General features: G+C 51.4%; 12 protein-coding genes. 9 read left to right on the top strand and 3 right to left on the bottom strand.

From position 1 onward, the window contains the following. Positions 1-130: 130 nt before the first annotated feature. Positions 131-1,477: an NCS2 family permease gene (locus ACNRUY_RS12615; protein ID WP_488111996.1), complete on the top strand. Its 1,347-nt coding sequence runs from the start codon at positions 131-133 to the stop codon at positions 1,475-1,477. A 9-nt stretch (positions 1,478-1,486) separates the two neighbouring features. On the opposite strand, the gene ACNRUY_RS12620 is transcribed toward ACNRUY_RS12615, so the two are convergent. After that, entirely contained in the window at positions 1,487-2,134 is a 648-nt protein-coding gene (locus tag ACNRUY_RS12620; RefSeq protein WP_488111997.1) for a TetR family transcriptional regulator C-terminal domain-containing protein, read from the bottom strand. Between the two features lie 437 nt (positions 2,135-2,571). Between ACNRUY_RS12620 and ACNRUY_RS12625 the strand changes: the two genes are divergently transcribed. Continuing rightward, entirely contained in the window at positions 2,572-3,474 is a 903-nt protein-coding gene (locus ACNRUY_RS12625; RefSeq protein ID WP_488111998.1) for a hypothetical protein, read from the top strand. Between the two features lie 390 nt (positions 3,475-3,864). Then, positions 3,865-5,493: a hypothetical protein gene (locus ACNRUY_RS12630; RefSeq protein ID WP_488111999.1), complete on the top strand. Its 1,629-nt coding sequence runs from the start codon at positions 3,865-3,867 to the stop codon at positions 5,491-5,493. Positions 5,494-5,573: 80 nt separating this feature from the next. Here the strand turns inward: ACNRUY_RS12630 and ACNRUY_RS12635 are convergent, their stop codons facing one another. Together ACNRUY_RS12635 and queG are read right to left on the bottom strand one after the other, a co-directional pair. After that, positions 5,574-5,963 (bottom strand): nuclear transport factor 2 family protein, encoded by a 390-nt coding sequence (locus tag ACNRUY_RS12635; protein ID WP_488112000.1) that lies wholly within the window; start codon positions 5,961-5,963, stop codon positions 5,574-5,576. A gap of 92 nt (positions 5,964-6,055) precedes the next feature. After that, positions 6,056-7,102 carry a tRNA epoxyqueuosine(34) reductase QueG gene (gene queG, locus ACNRUY_RS12640; protein WP_488112001.1) on the bottom strand — a complete coding sequence of 349 codons (1,047 nt, stop codon included), beginning with the start codon at positions 7,100-7,102 and terminating at the stop codon, positions 6,056-6,058. Positions 7,103-7,294: 192 nt separating this feature from the next. Here queG and ACNRUY_RS12645 point away from each other — a divergent pair, with 192 nt between their 5' ends. The 6 genes from ACNRUY_RS12645 to ACNRUY_RS12670 all read left to right on the top strand — a co-directional run bounded on the left by ACNRUY_RS12645 (position 7,295) and on the right by ACNRUY_RS12670 (position 16,078). Then, the gene (locus ACNRUY_RS12645; protein ID WP_488112002.1) at positions 7,295-8,848 is read left to right on the top strand and encodes an NAD(P)H-hydrate dehydratase; all 1,554 of its coding nucleotides are present in this window, start codon (positions 7,295-7,297) and stop codon (positions 8,846-8,848) included. Positions 8,849-8,880: 32 nt separating this feature from the next. Then, a complete protein-coding gene (tsaE, locus tag ACNRUY_RS12650) occupies positions 8,881-9,384 on the top strand; it encodes a tRNA (adenosine(37)-N6)-threonylcarbamoyltransferase complex ATPase subunit type 1 TsaE (protein ID WP_488112003.1) in 504 nt (167 codons plus the stop codon). Beyond that, positions 9,381-10,886, top strand: a complete 1,506-nt coding sequence (locus ACNRUY_RS12655; RefSeq protein ID WP_488112004.1) for an N-acetylmuramoyl-L-alanine amidase — start codon at positions 9,381-9,383, stop codon at positions 10,884-10,886. The genes tsaE and ACNRUY_RS12655 overlap by 4 nt, the downstream gene beginning before the upstream one ends. 70 nt (positions 10,887-10,956) lie before the next feature. Next, entirely contained in the window at positions 10,957-12,942 is a 1,986-nt protein-coding gene (mutL, locus tag ACNRUY_RS12660) for a DNA mismatch repair endonuclease MutL (protein WP_488112005.1), read from the top strand. 410 nt (positions 12,943-13,352) lie between these two features. Continuing rightward, positions 13,353-14,852 (top strand): hypothetical protein, encoded by a 1,500-nt coding sequence (locus tag ACNRUY_RS12665; protein WP_488112006.1) that lies wholly within the window; start codon positions 13,353-13,355, stop codon positions 14,850-14,852. Between the two features lie 281 nt (positions 14,853-15,133). Further along, positions 15,134-16,078, top strand: a complete 945-nt coding sequence (locus ACNRUY_RS12670; protein ID WP_488112007.1) for a hypothetical protein — start codon at positions 15,134-15,136, stop codon at positions 16,076-16,078. Positions 16,079-16,189 lie beyond the last annotated feature (111 nt).

The raw sequence follows: 16,189 nt of genomic DNA on the forward strand, positions 1-16,189 counted from the left end.
CTATTCGCACGAATCCATCGAAAAATTTGACTCGTTCTACTGAATTTTATGCTCGAAAGCATAAGTCCGACAGGCTGCTAGGAGCCTGTATTAAAAGCAACAATAAAAACAACAGATGTCTGGAGTCTTTATGATTGGAGCAGATCAGGGAACGTCAGGAAACACTGGATCGGGTGATTCACTGCTGGAGCGGATGTTCAAGTTAAAGCAGCACAACACCACGGTTCGCACTGAGTTGTTGGCTGGACTTACCACGTTTATCACCATGTGTTATGTGGTTTTCGTCATTCCTTCCATGTTGTCCGATGCCGGAATGGACAAGGGTGCCCTGTTTGCCGCTACCTGCCTGGTAGCCGGGGTCAGTACGATTGTTATTGGGCTCTATGCCAACTGGCCGGTGGGATTGGCACCGGGTATGGGGCTCAATGCCTTTTTTGCCTATGCTGTAGTGCTGGGTATGGGGTATTCCTGGGAACAGGCTATGGGAGCGGTGTTCTGGGGAGGCATTGGCTTTATGCTGTTGAGCCTGTTCAAAGTCCGCGAATGGATTATTGACAGTATTCCAGGAGGGTTGCGGGTTGGTATCACCGCAGGCATAGGACTGTTTCTTGCCCTTATTGGTCTGAAAAATGCCGGTATTGTGGTAGCCAGCCCGGGTACGATTATTACTCTGGGAGATATTACTCAGTTCAGCCCATTGATGGCCTGCATGGGCCTGATGTTGATTCTGGGGCTGGCGTTTCGGGGAGTGAAAGCGGCGGTGTTGATTGCCATTGCGGCAGTTTCTCTGATTGCCCTGGTGACCGGTGATGTGGCTTATACCGGTGTTGCTTCCATGCCACCGAGCATTATGCCCATTGTCGGCAAGCTGGACATCATGGGGGCACTGAATCCGGAAATGATCGGGGTGATTGTCGCTTTCATGTTCGTCAACCTGTTTGATACCACCGGGACTTTGATTGCGGTAGGCGATAAGGCCGGTCTGGCGGATGCGGATGGGAAGATGCACAACATGAACCGGGCAATGGTGACGGATGGTACAGCCTCATGGGCGGGAGCCCTGGTGGGAACCCCCACGGTGACTTCATACGTGGAAAGTGCTTCCGGAGTAGCCGCCGGTGGACGGACCGGTTTGACCGCGGTGACCATTGGGATGCTGTTCCTGCTCTGTATGTTCCTGTCACCTCTGGCCGGTATGGTACCTGCCTATGCCACTGCAGGCGCCCTTATTTATGTAGCGGTGCTGATGGCGGGGAGTCTGGCCAATATTGACTGGAGTGATCTGACCGAAGCCGGACCGGTGTTGATTACCGCCATCATGATGCCCCTGAGTTTTTCCATTGCCAACGGGATTGCTCTGGGCTTTATCGCTTACCCGGTGGTCAAGGTGCTGGCAGGACGTTCCCGGGATGTCAGTATCAGTGTTTGGGTACTGGCCACGGTGTTTGCCCTTAAATTTGCTTTCTTTGGTATTTAAAAGCAGCGGTCACTTTCTCAGGCCGCAGCCCTGCAAAATGACTTTGCACAGGGTGTCGGCGGCCTGGTCATAATCTTTTTTGACCAGCCTCTTTTTTCTCATGATGGAGCAGATCTGGGACTCATAGTCGGCATAGTGCTGGGTGGAGCCCCAGATCAGAAACAACAGGTGCAGAGGGTCGATGGCTGCCATCCGCCCGCTGTCAATCCACTGTTGAAAAGTGGTGGTGATGGCCTTGACCCAGTCCAGGGTGATTTTCTTCATGCTGTCAGACAGCATGGGGCCCCCATGGATCACTTCGCTGGCAAAAATCCGGCAGGCAGTAGGGTACTTCCGGGAGACCTCAACTTTAGAGCGAATGTAGCGTTCCAGGGAAAGTGCCGGGTCATCTTCGGGGAGAATGTCGTCCAGTTCCCGGTTCCATAAGTCGAGTATGTTGGCGAGAACGGCATCGTACAGGGCCTGTTTATTGGCAAAGTAATACAGGACATTGGGCTTGGGCAGATCTGCCAGGTCTGCAATGCCCTGCACGGTTGCTCCCCGGAACCCATTCAGGGCAAACTCCATCTCCGCTGCCTTAAGGATGATACGAACCCTTTCCTGGCGGGGTTTTCCTGCTTTTTTTTTGACACTTTCTGCGATAACTGCACTGACCATGAATGTTGCCTGTCGAATTTATTGGTCGTCCCAGATGATAGATATGCTTAGGGCGATTGAGCCATACGCCCGGATAAGAGTGTATTCCTGCTGGCGGCAAGCTTCCAGTCTCCTTCGCCACTGTTGAGGGCTGAGTAAAGACGGAGCTGAGGATTATCTGGTAGAACCGCTTTTCCAAAGCCTGACTATCATTAACGGATCAAACAACGACTTATTGGATAATTTTTCCCAGGGAGGGAGTCATGTCCAGTCCAATTGATCCTGGTAGCAGGGGAACTTCGAACTTCCATATTGATGTGGGAAATCACAATAAACCAGGATTTGAGGGGAGAAGTCGGTATGGCCGACGAGTACAAGCGGTTGATGTGACCAACACAGAAGGTTTAAAACCAAGGTTTTTATCGACTGCCCCAATACGGACTAAATTGGGCTCACGGATGGGTATTTCATTTGCCAAGCCCTTCGTAAAGCTTTCTGCAAAGCTCAGAGGGGGGCAGTTACCGAATAACTTCCAGAGTGATTTGAAAACAGCGATTGATGGCAGTAATGGCCAGTTATTTCGTCAGACTGTGGCAAAAATGGCCCCATTTGGCCATGACAAGCAGTACCAGGAATCCCCTTCCGGAGAAGTAACGCTGCACGAGTCACCTAATTTGACAGCAGGTAGCCGTAATGACCGGATGCACCAGCAGTGGATGGACTGCCGGGTGGAAGGAAAGCCCCCGCTATTTTATCTGGCGAAGCGGGGCAACTATTCAATGGCTGAAAATATATGCAGAAACCCGGGCATTGGGCTTTCGAGCCTGGAGTTGGAGCCAGTGGCTGGAAATCGACCCAGAGTGATTCCCGGTGACCTGAATAAAAAGGGGCTGGCAGGATATGGAGGGTCACCCTTTGCCTTTGCCCTTGATAATGGCAACTTTGATACCGCCCTGGCTATGGCTGCGAATGGAGGCAGCCTGCAGCATGGTGGTGCAAAAGAGGTGTTCAGGGAGTTGAACTTAACGGCTGATGAGCGTTCCGAGTTTCGTAATGCTTTTACTGCCAGAAAGAATGACATTGAGAGAGAGCTGGCCAGAATGGAAAGTAGGAAAGATGATTTAGAGAGGGCTGTGCAGGGAATGAGAGAGCAATATGGCCAATTAATTTCCTGGGAAGACCCGACCTACAATAATTTTGGTGATTATCCTGAGCCAGCGTTAAGTAATGAGAAGTTGAGGCAAGTTAAACAGGAGTTTAGGAGGTACAAGAAAGAAGCTTATGGTCTTGTTGATCCCATCAGGCTCCTTCAAGCCCAGCAGGATAATGTAAAAGCTGATCTGAAATTGGTGAAGGCTTAATCTGTTGAGCCTCATATAAGCCCTGTCAGGATAATTCTCAGGGCCATTTTTTGGTAAAATTTATCTGTTTGAAAAATGCTTTAATTGTTTCTTTCAGGGTGTTTTCTGTGCTTTTTTTATTTTGCAGAAAGGCATTTAAAATATTTTAAGACTCAAGTCTTAAATGTATTGGTTTTATTGATTTAAATCAATGTTTCGACTCCGGTTAAGGACTATCTTGGCTCCTGCCAGGCCAACGGTTTTATTAAATAATATGAAACTTTCTTCTGGTTATTCTTTGCTCTTTCTTTCAGTGTTGATGACCAATAAATACACGGATTGATTATTGTCATGGCTGTTCAATGACGCTTTTCAAGGTGTCATTTCACATGGTTAGTGGTTAAAAGAAAAATGAAAAAATTATTACAAAAGAAAACCGTACTTGCGTCTTTAATGGCACTGCCAATGGCGTTTGCATTACAGGCTGCCAATATGCCGCCCGTTAACCCCTATCTTGCGGATTCCAATAACAGCCTCCCTCATAACTCACCGGCTCAGCAGACCAATGTGCTGGAAGCTGGGCCAATGTCGGAAAGTCGACAGCTGAACCCCTTTGAGGAGGTTACTTTTGTGGCTTCAGGTCCGTTTCAGTTTGGTCAGCCAACGTCGTCTGTTTATCCGGATGGCCGCAGGGTGATGTGGGGCAGTGGTGGAGACCGGATCGTCAAGGTAGATCAGGACAGCCATGCGGTGCTGGCCAGTTATGCTTTACCGGGAAGAACATTTCTTAATGCTGGCATTGGAATGGATGCGATTCACAAGCTGGATACCCTGGAGCCTGAAGAGGCGCTTCAGTGGCTGATTGGCAATATATTTCCGTATATGACCGATCTTTCCGGCGCCTATACCCTGATTGACCGGGATAACCGCTTTTTTGTTGGCCGCAGTGACAAGGTGAGTCCTGAGGACCCCAATACCGAGTATCGAAGCAGCATAACGATTTACAGCGATGAAATTAAAGGTGAGCCAAATTCCTCCATTGTCATAGATAAAACAGCGAGCCTGCCCAGGGAGGTCAAGGGATCTATAGTGGGTATCAATATGACCTACGATGGCTGGGTACTTGTCGCTACTGATGACGGTTACCTGACCGCCATGACCCGAAACCTCAGGCGTATGCAGACGTTTAATCTGGCCAGCATGGTGAAGGGCGTAGATAAGGTTGCGGTTAGAAACTCCATCGCTGTGGATAAAGACGGGGGCATTTATGTGGCCACTGAAAACCATATGATCAAGGTTAACTGGAATGGTAACCGGTTCGTTTCTCACAAGAGAAGTGGTGCATGGGTGGCTGAATACCCCAATGGAACCGGTGCGGGGACAGGGGCAACACCTTCTCTTATGGGCTTTGGTGATGAAGATCAGTTGGTGGTGATCACCGATGGTGATGAAAAGATGAATGTGGCTCTGTTCTGGCGGGATGATATTCCAAGAGGTTGGAAAGCCCCGGAAGGTACTACTGATCCTCGGTACGCCGGATTTTTGGAAACCACGATGGCAGACCCCTCTGTGGGCAGGACCCAGACTGAGCAGTCAACTGTGGTGCATGGGAACGGTGTGCTGGTGGTAAACAATACGCCCCCAACTATGCCGAGCTGGTTCCCAAGCGAGATCCCTAATGCGGAGTCAATTGTCATTGGCTGGCTTGGGCATCATGATGTTTACAAGCCTTATGGTGTTGAAAAGTTTGAGTGGGATTCAGAAACCAGGCAATTCACACGGGCATGGACCAATATGGATGTTAGTTCGCTCAACGGCGTGCCGGTAATGAGTGTCGGTTCTAACATGGCCTATACTGTGGGCGCTCGTGATGGTCAGTTCACCATGGAGGCCATCGACTGGACCACCGGTGAAACGGCCCGAACCTGGACGCTGGGTGGTTCCCGCTTTAACAGCCTTTATTCAGGCATGCTGATTGATGAGCATGGTCGCCTTCATTACACAGGATTGTGGGGGAAAGTCCGGCTGGAAATTGATTGAGCCGATCATGGAATTGCAGGAAGGAATTCACATAGGCACTTTGAAAAGGCTCCCTTGAGGGGCCTTTTCTTTTTTGATGATCAGAATTCCGGTGACCGGGAGTGGTGGCGGTGTCTTATCAGCCACTCTCCCTGGTGGTTTTCAAGGTAGAGAGTGATGCGCATGTCTGGCCGGTTCTGACCCGGGTATGTGTTCAGGAGCGTCATGCAGGCAGCATCACTGGCTTGATAAACAACAATATCCTTGTATTCAGAGTGGACAGGCTCATGGGCTCTGAAGAAATTCTCCCAGTGCCGTTCCAGATCGCTTTTCCGGTTGATATTCGCTTCAGCGCCAAAGCTCACCAGCTCTTCATCAGGCACGATATATTTCAGCATTCCCCGGACGTCCCCAGCCTGGGAGTGTTTTTTGATTTGCTGGATGATGTGATGAAAAGGCGCCATGGCTTCTTCGGTGACTCTGGTAAACATTGGGGAACCCTCCTTCAGAAAGCACCGGTCAGTATAGAAGTAATTCTGTTTTCTGGACGGTTGCGGTCAGGGGACGATTCCTTATCAGGGAATCAGCGATTGAGGTGCTGTTGCAGAGCCCAGTTGACATGCTCACTGACCAGTTCTGAGGGATGATTAGCCCTGACTTTCAAAGCAGCAATGACCGCTTCAGTACCAGGGGCATTGCCCAGTGCTACGGCAATGTTTCTCAGCCAGCACAGGTAACCGGCCCGGCGTATGGCGGAACCGGCGGTTCGCTCCAGAAACTCGTCTTCTGTCCACAGAAACAGCTCGGCCAGGTCGGCAGAATCGAGATTGTGGCGGGGCTGGAAATCCTGCTCCCGGGTGGGGCTGGCAAAACGGTTCCAGGGGCAGGCCAGTTGGCAGTCATCGCAGCCATAAATCCGGTTCCCCATCAGCGGGCGAAGCTCCAGGGGAATTGGGCCTCTGTTTTCAATGGTCAGGTAGGAGATGCATCGAGCGGCATTGACCTGATAGGGGGCGACAATGGCTTGAGTCGGGCAGCGGGTTATGCAGGATGTGCAGCGACCGCAATGGTTTTTATCGTAGGGCGGATCCACCGGCAGAGGCAGGTTGGTAAACAGTTCTCCCAGAAAGAAGAAGGAGCCGGCCTGGCGGTTAATCACCAGGGAATGCTTTCCCACCCAGCCCAGCCCGGCCTGTTGCGCCAGGGGCCTTTCCATTACCGGGGCACTGTCCACAAAGGCCCGGTAGCCATGATCGCCCGCAACGGCTTCTATTTTTTTGCCCAGCTGGGTCAGACGCTTTCGAATCAACTTGTGATAGTCACGCCCCAGGGCGTAGCGGGAGACATAGGCTTTTTCCGGCTCCCCCAGGATTTTTACGGTTTCTGTATCGGCAGGCAGATAATCCATCCGGGCGGAAATGACCCGCAGGGTGCCTTCATGAAGTTGTGCCGGATGGGTGCGAAGCGCCTTATGCCCGGTCATGTACTCCATATCGGCGTGGTAGCCTTTTGCCAGCCAGGCATTAAGGTGTTGTATGTCCTCTTCCGGAATTTGAGCTTCTGTAATGCCAATGGCCTGAAATCCCAGTTCTCTGGCCCACTGGCGAATGTCATCGGCCAGTTTATGCAAATCGGGTGTTTCCCGTTGAGCCTTTCTTTCGCTATGGGCTTTTTTTTCGCCATGGGCATTTGTAAAAGGCGAGTCAGACGGGTCAGCGGTTTTCGGAGTTGATTGTAAAAGTCGGTGTTCGGGCACTGAATCGGATCAAATGAGTGGGATATAATCCCGATTATATGCCATCGGAAGCCAGCGGACACGTTTATGGACCACTTCTCATATCAGGAACGTTATCGGGAAAATCTCCCGGAAAACCTCTACACCGCGGAACAGGTTCGACAGCTGGATCATATTGCCATTGCCCATCATGGGGTTCCCGGGTTTGAGTTAATGTCCCGTGCGGCCAGTGCGGTGATGGCGGCCATTTCCCACCAGTGGCCTGGCATTACCTCTCTACAGATATTGTGTGGAGCAGGCAATAATGGTGGTGATGGTTATCTGGTGGCCCGACTGGCCAGCGATAAGAATATTCCGGTCTCAGTGCTTGCCCTGAAAGACCCAGCCACACTGACCGGTGATGCCCAACAGGCCTTTCAGGCCTGTGTGAAGGCCGGTGTTTCCGTAACGCCTTATGAGCCTGGCCAGCCTCTGGAAGGGGACGTTATTGTGGATGCCATGCTGGGAACGGGGTTGTCCGGAGAGGCTCGTGGACATTATCAGACTGCCATCCAGCAGTTAAATAACAGTGACCGGCCGGTTTGTTCCGTGGATATTCCTTCCGGCCTTTGTGCGGATACCGGTTCTCCCCTGGGGGAGGCTGTCAAAGCCCACCTGACCGTTTCTTTTATCGGGCTAAAGCAGGGGCTTCTGACCGGTCAGGGTCCGGAGTATACCGGCCAGCTGCTGTTTAATGACCTTGGGGTTCCGGCGACGATTTATCAGGAGGTGGCTCCTGGCAGTCGACGGATTACCCGGTCCAGTCTTCAGGGACTCGTCCAGCCCAGGCCCAGGGCCGCTCACAAAGGGGATTTCGGGCATGTGTTGCTGGTGGGGGGAAACCACGGTATGCCCGGTGCCATTACCATGGCTGCGGAGGCGGCTATTCACTGCGGTGCCGGCAAAGTGTCGGTGGCGACACGCAAAAGTCACTTGAATGCCCTGGCCATTCGCACCCCGGAAATCATGGCCACGGCGGTCAAGACCAAGGGAGGGTTGAAGGCCCTGTTGCCCGGAAAAACAGTCATAGTGATCGGTCCGGGGCTGGGTCAGGATGAGTGGGCCCTGAGGCTGTTGAAAGATGCGCTGGCATCCGAATGTCCACTGGTACTGGATGCCGATGCCCTCAATCTGTTATCGGAACATCCACAATTGCTTCATGGCCGAAAGTTCCCGATGATTCTCACTCCGCACCCCGGGGAAATGGCCCGGTTGTGGGGATGTGAAGGTGCCGCCATTCAGAAAGACCGCTTCACCGCCTTGAAAGAGTGCCATAGCGCTCTGCTCAGGAAAGCGGGCCAGCTGGTTCCCATGGCGATTCTATTGAAAGGGGCTGGTACACTGATTTATGAGGGACAGGAACTGCTGTTATGTGACCATGGTAATCCGGCGATGGCGGTGGCCGGAATGGGGGACGTACTCAGCGGGATTATAGGCGCGCTGGTCGCCCAGAAGCTTGATATAACCGACGCTGTTCGTCTTGGGGTTTGGCTCCATGCCAGTGCAGCGGATGAGATCGTGGCCGGTCAGGGGGAAGTGGGGTTATTGGCAACCCAGCTGATTCCGGTGGTTCGAAAAAGATTGAATACCATTATCCACTGATGGTTTTGGAAGAGATGGAAGAATAACGTCTTATGCAGGGCAGATATCAACTGCGGATAGAAAATGAAGAAGCCATGGTTTCCCTGGGGGCTCAACTGGCCCGGGCCTGCTCTGGTCAGGGCGTGATTTTTCTGCACGGGGACCTGGGGGCTGGAAAAACCACTTTTTGCCGGGGTGTGCTTCGACAACTTGGGCATCAGGGGGCCGTTAAAAGCCCTACTTATACTCTGGTGGAACCTTATGAAGTGGGTGGACAGAAGGTCTATCACTTCGACCTTTACCGTCTGGCCGACCCCGAAGAGCTTGAGTTCATCGGTGGGCGGGACTACTTCAGTGAAGGGGGGCTTTGTCTGGTGGAGTGGCCATCCCGTGGCCAGGGAGAACTGCCGGAAGCAGACCTGGAAATCACCTTTGATTATGACCTGCCCGGTAGAAAAGCGACCATTGTTGCCGGTACCGGGGCGGGTCGCCAGGCGCTGTCGGCGCTTCAGGAGCTGACCCGGGGATGCCTACAGGGAGTGAAGGAGAGCGAATGAATCGAGCCAGAGGAAGAGCTCTCCAGTTGCTGAAGTCGGTTTTGGGCAGGTTGTTTTTCCAGAAAAGACGGGAACCCTCCGCTGGCGTACCGGGAAAGGGTGCAGGCACCTCACTGATTGATCGAAGTCACGGTCCTGAAAACAGTCAAAGAAGTGGCAGGCGGGTCTTTGTCAAAAGGCTGGGCATTCTGGTGCTCGGGTTTTCCGTGCTTAAGGCTGAGCTGGCTCTGGCGGTTGGGCGTTTGATTAACAGTGTCCGCCTCTGGCGTTCTCCGGATAAAACCCGGCTGGTGTTTGATATTTCCGATGAGGTCGCCCACTCCAAATTCAATCTGGAGAATCCCAGCCGACTGGTGATTGATGTCAAGGGCGCTCAACTCAACACATCCTTCAAATCGTTGAAACTGGGTAACACGCCCATTCAGAAAATCCGCCATGGTGCCAGAAATAAGCAGGACCTGCGGATTGTTCTGGATTTGAGTGAGAAAGTGGCCAGTGAGAGTTTTCTGCTTAAGCCTAATGCCACCTATGGTTACCGTCTGGTGGTTGACCTGTTTGATGATGAGGCCCGAAAGCCCAAGCCTGTGGTGAAAAAGCAGCCGTCCGGTCTGCGGGATATTGTTGTGGCCATTGATGCCGGCCATGGCGGTGAAGACCCCGGAGCCATTGCCTACGGGGGCGGGTATGAAAAACATGTGACCCTGGCCATTGCCAAAGAACTGGAGGCCCTGCTAAAGCGGGAAAAAGGTTTCAGGCCGGTGATGGTCAGAACCGGTGACTATTATGTGGACCTGCGCCGGCGCACCCGGATTGCCCGGGAGAACAAAGCTGACCTGTTTATTTCCATTCATGCTGATGGTTTCAAGGATCGCCGAGCCCATGGCGCTTCAGTGTTTGCCCTTTCCCGGCGGGGGGCTACCTCTGAAACCGCCCGCTGGCTGGCCCAGAAAGAGAACGCTTCGGACCAGATTGGCGGAGAAGGGGGAATCTCCCTGGGTGATAAGGACGATATGCTCGCAGGCGTTCTTCTGGACCTGTCCATGACCTCAACCCTGAGTTCCAGCCTGGAAGTGGGCAACAAGGTGCTCAGCAATATGGGAGGAATTAACCGGCTGCATAAACGGCATGTGGAGCAGGCGGGATTTGTGGTGCTGAAATCACCGGACATTCCTTCCATATTGGTGGAGACTGGTTTTCTTACCAACCCGGAAGAAGCCCGGAAATTGAAAAGCCGAAGTCATCAGAAGGCGATGGCTAGAGCTATTTTTAACGGTTCAAAGTCCTGGTTTTACAAGAAACCGCCACCGGATACCCTGGTTGCCAAGTGGAAGCAGGATGGTACCCTTAATACCCGTCCGGACCGTTATGTGATTCAGGCAGGGGATACACTGTCTGAAATTGCCAGCCAGTTTAATATCAGCCTGTCTGAACTGAAGCGGGCCAATAAGCTATCCAGCGCCAATACCATTCGCGCCGGACAGGTACTGGTTATTCCCAATTAACCGGTTGCCTGTGTGGCATGAACCGACTTGAATTCGACAGGAAGCCTTTCCCCCGGGGTACTGAAGCACGATGAAGCCCATCCGTTTATTGGATAACCGCCTGGCCAACCAGATTGCCGCCGGTGAAGTGGTTGAGCGACCAGCGTCTGTTGTTAAGGAGCTGCTGGAAAACAGCCTGGATGCCGGTTCCCGGCAGCTGACCGTTGAGGTGGAGAGCGGCGGGGTTAAACTGATCCGGATACGCGACGATGGCCATGGTATTCCCAAAGATGAGCTGGCCATGGCTCTGTCCCGGCACGCCACCAGTAAAATATCGGAACTGGAAGACCTGGAGGGCGTAGCTACTCTTGGGTTCCGGGGGGAAGCCCTGGCTTCTATCAGCTCTGTGTCCCGCCTGACACTCACCTCCAGTACGGAAGGCCAGGAGTCTGGCTGGCAGGCCCGGGTGGAAGGGCGCGACATGCAGGCACAGGTAATGCCTGCGCCTCACCCTGTGGGTACGACCATTGAAGTAAAGGACCTGTTTTTCAATACACCGGCCCGACGCAAGTTTCTGAGAACGGAAAAAACCGAGTTTTCTCATCTGGAAGAAGTGGTCAAGCGGTTGGCCCTGTCCCGTTTTGATGTGGGCTTTGTTCTGCGCCATAACCAGCGAAGTGTTCATCAGCTTCGTCCCGCGGCCAGCCAGGCTGAAAAAGACCGGAGAGTGGCTTCTCTCTGTGGACCTAAATTCATAGAGAATGCGGTGATTATTGATGTGGAAGCTTCCGGGCTGAAGCTGACTGGCTGGGTGGGGTTGCCAACCTTTTCAAGAGCCAGCGCTGATCTCCAGTACTTTTTCGTTAACGGCCGTGTTATTCGTGACAAGCTGGTGGCCCACGCTGTCCGTCAGGCCTATCGGGATGTGCTTTATGGAGGACGGCATCCGACGTTTGTTTTGTATCTGGAGCTGGATCCGGCTCTGGTGGACGTCAATGTGCACCCGACCAAACATGAAGTGCGATTCCGCGATGGCCGGACTGTTCACAACTTTCTGTTCAGTACCCTGAATCGAGCCCTTGGGGAAGTGAGGCCGGAAGACCAGTTGCCTCCCACTGCTCTAGCCTCTCAACCAATGGCTTCTGGAGTAGCAGCCGGTGAATTTCAGGGCCAGGAGAATATTCGCCTGGCGACCGCCGCACAGTCATCAGGCAGTTTGTCTGATAAGAGTTATTCCAGTGCGCCATCCGGCAGTGGCTTTGGGGGTGCCAGACCGGCACCGTCAGAGGCGCCAAAACCGGACCAGGTCCGACGGCAAATCCAGGCGTATTCTGAGCTCTATGCTTCTGCCTCAGAGCCAGTTGAGGGTTCATCAACCGCTGAAGGTTCCTTTATTGCTGAGGGCTCTTCGGGCGGACTGGCCGTAGCGGGAAGCGTCCAGGATGCAGCGGTGGCTTATCAGCCCCTGCCTGAAGAGACTCCGGATTCACTGACGCCCCCTCTGGGGTTTGCAGTGGCCCAGCTTAAAGGTATTTATATTCTGGCGGAAAACGAGCAGGGGATGATTCTGGTGGATATGCATGCTGCCCATGAACGCATCACCTATGAACGGATGAAGCTGTCCTATCAGGCAGATGGCATTAAAGCCCAACCATTGCTGGTACCGAAATCGGTGGCGGTGAGTGAACGTGAGGCGGATTGCGCGGAAGAGCATGGAGCTTACTTCAGTCGGCTTGGATTAAGCCTTGAACGGATGGGGCCGGAAACCCTGTTAGTACGGCAGGTTCCGGTTATGCTGCAGAAGGCGGATGTGGAAAAGCTGCTCAGGGATGTTCTGTCCGATCTGATGCAGCACGGCAGCAGCGACCGGGTTGAAGCTCATATCAATGAGATTCTGGCGACCATGGCCTGCCACGGTTCGGTACGGGCCAACCGGAAGTTGTCTATTGAAGAGATGAATGCACTGTTGAGGGATATGGAGCGAACCGAACGCAGTGGCCAATGTAACCATGGTCGTCCAACCTGGACGCTGCTGACCATGGATCAGCTGGATAATCTTTTTTTAAGGGGGCGGTAGTACTGGAAAACGTCAATATCCATACGGGCAGTTTCTTGTAGAGTTGGAAAAAAGCACGGCTTTTGTTGCGCTTCGCTATGCTCAGCAGCAACCTACTGCACGCCAGAAGTTCCAGATGAATGATGTAAAGCCTCCAGGTGGGTCCACCGAACTCGTGTAATTGTCTGACTGGACTGAAAAGTTGCATAAGCTAAAAGTGTCAACTACTTTTCTGTAACTTCATGCCAGCCTCAAACGTTTCATCATCCTTTTCAGTTACGGGCTTTCTTCAAAATAGAGACGGTTTTGTATTCTATTTTGTTTTTTTATCCTGATATGACTGGAAAGACGGTTGTGAATGCTTCTGTGGCCTGTGTGATCGGTGATGCACTGCTGTATCAATCAATCTTCTGTAGATTGGAGTATGCCCAATGGCTGATACCAGTAAAATAGATGAAATGACCGCTGCCTTTATTGCGACGCTGTCCCGCTTTATTGAGCCTGAAAGTGATCGTGATATTTCTGGCCAGCTCGGTGGCGAAGGCGATCCCGGTACCCAGAGCAGCAATATCGCCTGGTTTTCTCCGGGAGTTCCTTTTTCAGAAGAGGTGCTTTCATTTGCCAGGGTGATGTTTGGCAATGGCGATGTCTCCGGTGAGGAATATCGATCCGCCATCACCTATTTTGCCGAACTGACCCGCTTTCTTAATACCATTCCAAATTTGAATGAAAGTATTGGGCTGGAAGCCCAGAATCGGCTGGCCAAAAATACAGGCAGTTTGCTGGATGAGCAGTACGGGAATGTGTTGAAGTTTTCAGAGGTAGCTGACCTTGATCCGGATAAAAGTGCAGAAGAAAAGATGAATAAGCTCCGGGAAAAACTGGTCAGGACGGTTGTAGAAAAAAACATAATTACGGATGAGAAGCAGGAAGTACTCAAGCCCTCTCCGCTGGTAGTGAATTATGATAACTACCAGCAGGAATACAACATGGCATGGCTCAACTATACCAGTAAAAGGCGTGCAGCGCAGATTGGCAATGATAAATCTGCAGTGATTGATTGGGCGAATAATGAACAGATTTATTTTAATGAAGTGAAGCGTGCCTATAATAAGTGGGTCTCTGATGGTTATAAGAATGATTATGAGCTTCTCACCAGTACAATCGATCAGTTGGGTTCCCGCTCCCTGGTCTCATTGAAAAGAGACCTGATTGACAGTATGACCAAGGCCCGGCAGGTTGATCCGGTCAGTAACCTCCCGTTTATGTTTACTGCCTATTACCCATCGGATTTTTACAGTAACACCCGAAGCTGGCTGGATTTTGCATTTAGCCATGAAAGTTATAAAGGCGGCCACAGTGAAACCACCAATTTTGGTGGTGGCGGACTGTCCCTCAGGTTGGATTTCTTTGGGGCTCCTCCCGGCAGTAAAGTGGATCTTTCTGCTTCCGGTGGTGATTCAACGATTAAGAACAGCATTGATGCCTCTGGGTTTGCCATCTCTTTTAAAATTATTCAGGTAATGGTGTCCAGACCCTGGTTTTCACCAGGCTTCCTGGCGCTGAAAAACTGGCGATTTAATCCGGAGGCGGATTTTGGACTGGTTTCCAGTGGTGTACCCAACTCCAGTGAAGGTATGATTCCTCACTTTCCTGTTGCTGCTTATTTTATTTCCAACCTCAAGTTGCAGATGAATGAGTTTAAAAAGGAAAGCAGTGACTTTCAGCGTTATGTCAAAGCCGGAGGGGGGATCAGTATCGGGCCGATTCGTATTGGAGGGCATGGCGGACGGAAAGAAGTGGACCAGAAAATTTCCATGGATAACAAGGATGGCACAATGGTGGTTGAGGGGATGCAGCTCATCGCACTAAGATGCCAGACGGTTCCAAAAAGTCCGAATCCCGATCCTAATATCAAGCATTGGGTGTAGTTGAGCCCTGTCTGGGTCACCGGCGAAGGGTTAGCCTGCATATTGCATGAAGTGTCGAGCTTGTCGCTCTGCTATTTTTTCGGCTGACACATTTTGTCGACACATTCATGCTTATTGCCTGGATTTGTCGACAAAATGCTGTCATGGCGGAAAAAGAGCTAGCGACAAGCCGACGAGCGCCTCTATGACAAATTGTCTTTTTACGCTTTTCTCCTACACCCCTTGAAAGACGAGGGGTAATCGCTTTTTCATAGCGGCTTCATGCAGTATGCGGGTTAGGGATGACCGCTGTGATGAGGGAGTTTGTGATGAATGTGTTCAGTCTCAGGCTCTGTATCCTGGTGTTGGTATTTTTGGTCGTGGGTTGCAGTTCTCAACCTGATGTGAATGAAGGTGCTGTATGTAAAAATTATCTCACTATTATGGATAAAGGGTATCTGTTTGAAGAGGTTATCCGTAATGGTATTCTGAATGAGCCCGGTGAGGTTGATTCTATTCGTGCTCTCTGTGGAAAGAATCAGGATAAGTCATGCGTATTTCGGGAGAAAAAGGTTTTTTTTGATCGTGCTGCTGCAGGATTCCTCTATGGCAAGGAGGTCTCGGCAAGCAAAAAAAGGGGTGTATTGCATGCCCAGGCGGGTTTTTCTGTGGCAATGAACACGCCTGCCCATGCAGGGGATTCGCAAGTACTCTGGAATCGGTATATTTATTCCCTGGATTATTATCCCTGCGAAGATTACCCAAAAGTGCCCTATTCCTGTAAGCATATTGCAGACAGGAAACTGCAGGCGAATCGATTTCGTTTGACAGACCCCATATCCAATACCCGCTTTTTCAGAACCTTCTTGTTTCTACCTGAACCCGCATCATTGACCAAGAGCCAGATTTATGGACAGCAGTTGTACGACACAGTGAAGCGAGTGGTGATTCATCGTTTTGGAAATAACACTGAAGAAGATCCTTTTGCTGGCGCAGTGGTGACTGGGCATGTTGAGTACAGCAGTTACCGGTTGCATCTTCAGAGAAACTGGTTTGATTCAGAGATCTTTTATAAAGTGGCGGGCTCAAAAGAAGAGTACCCTGTTGAGTTAGTTGTTGTTGGTCGTATAAAAGGATACATCACCTTATCTTTTGCAGATAGTGACCCTCTTATCGGGTGTCTCGATAAGAACAAACCCCAGGTGTTCCGGTATGAAATTCCAGCCTCCTGCAGGGCAAAAACATGATCAAGAATCAATCAGCCCAAGCACTTTCATCATATAGTCTTCATCCCAGCCACAGGTTTTACGTTTGTTCTTGATACCAGCCTTCACTGAAGTATCAAGCTTGAGAAGGTT

The organism is Endozoicomonas sp. Z74 (assembly GCF_057680865.1).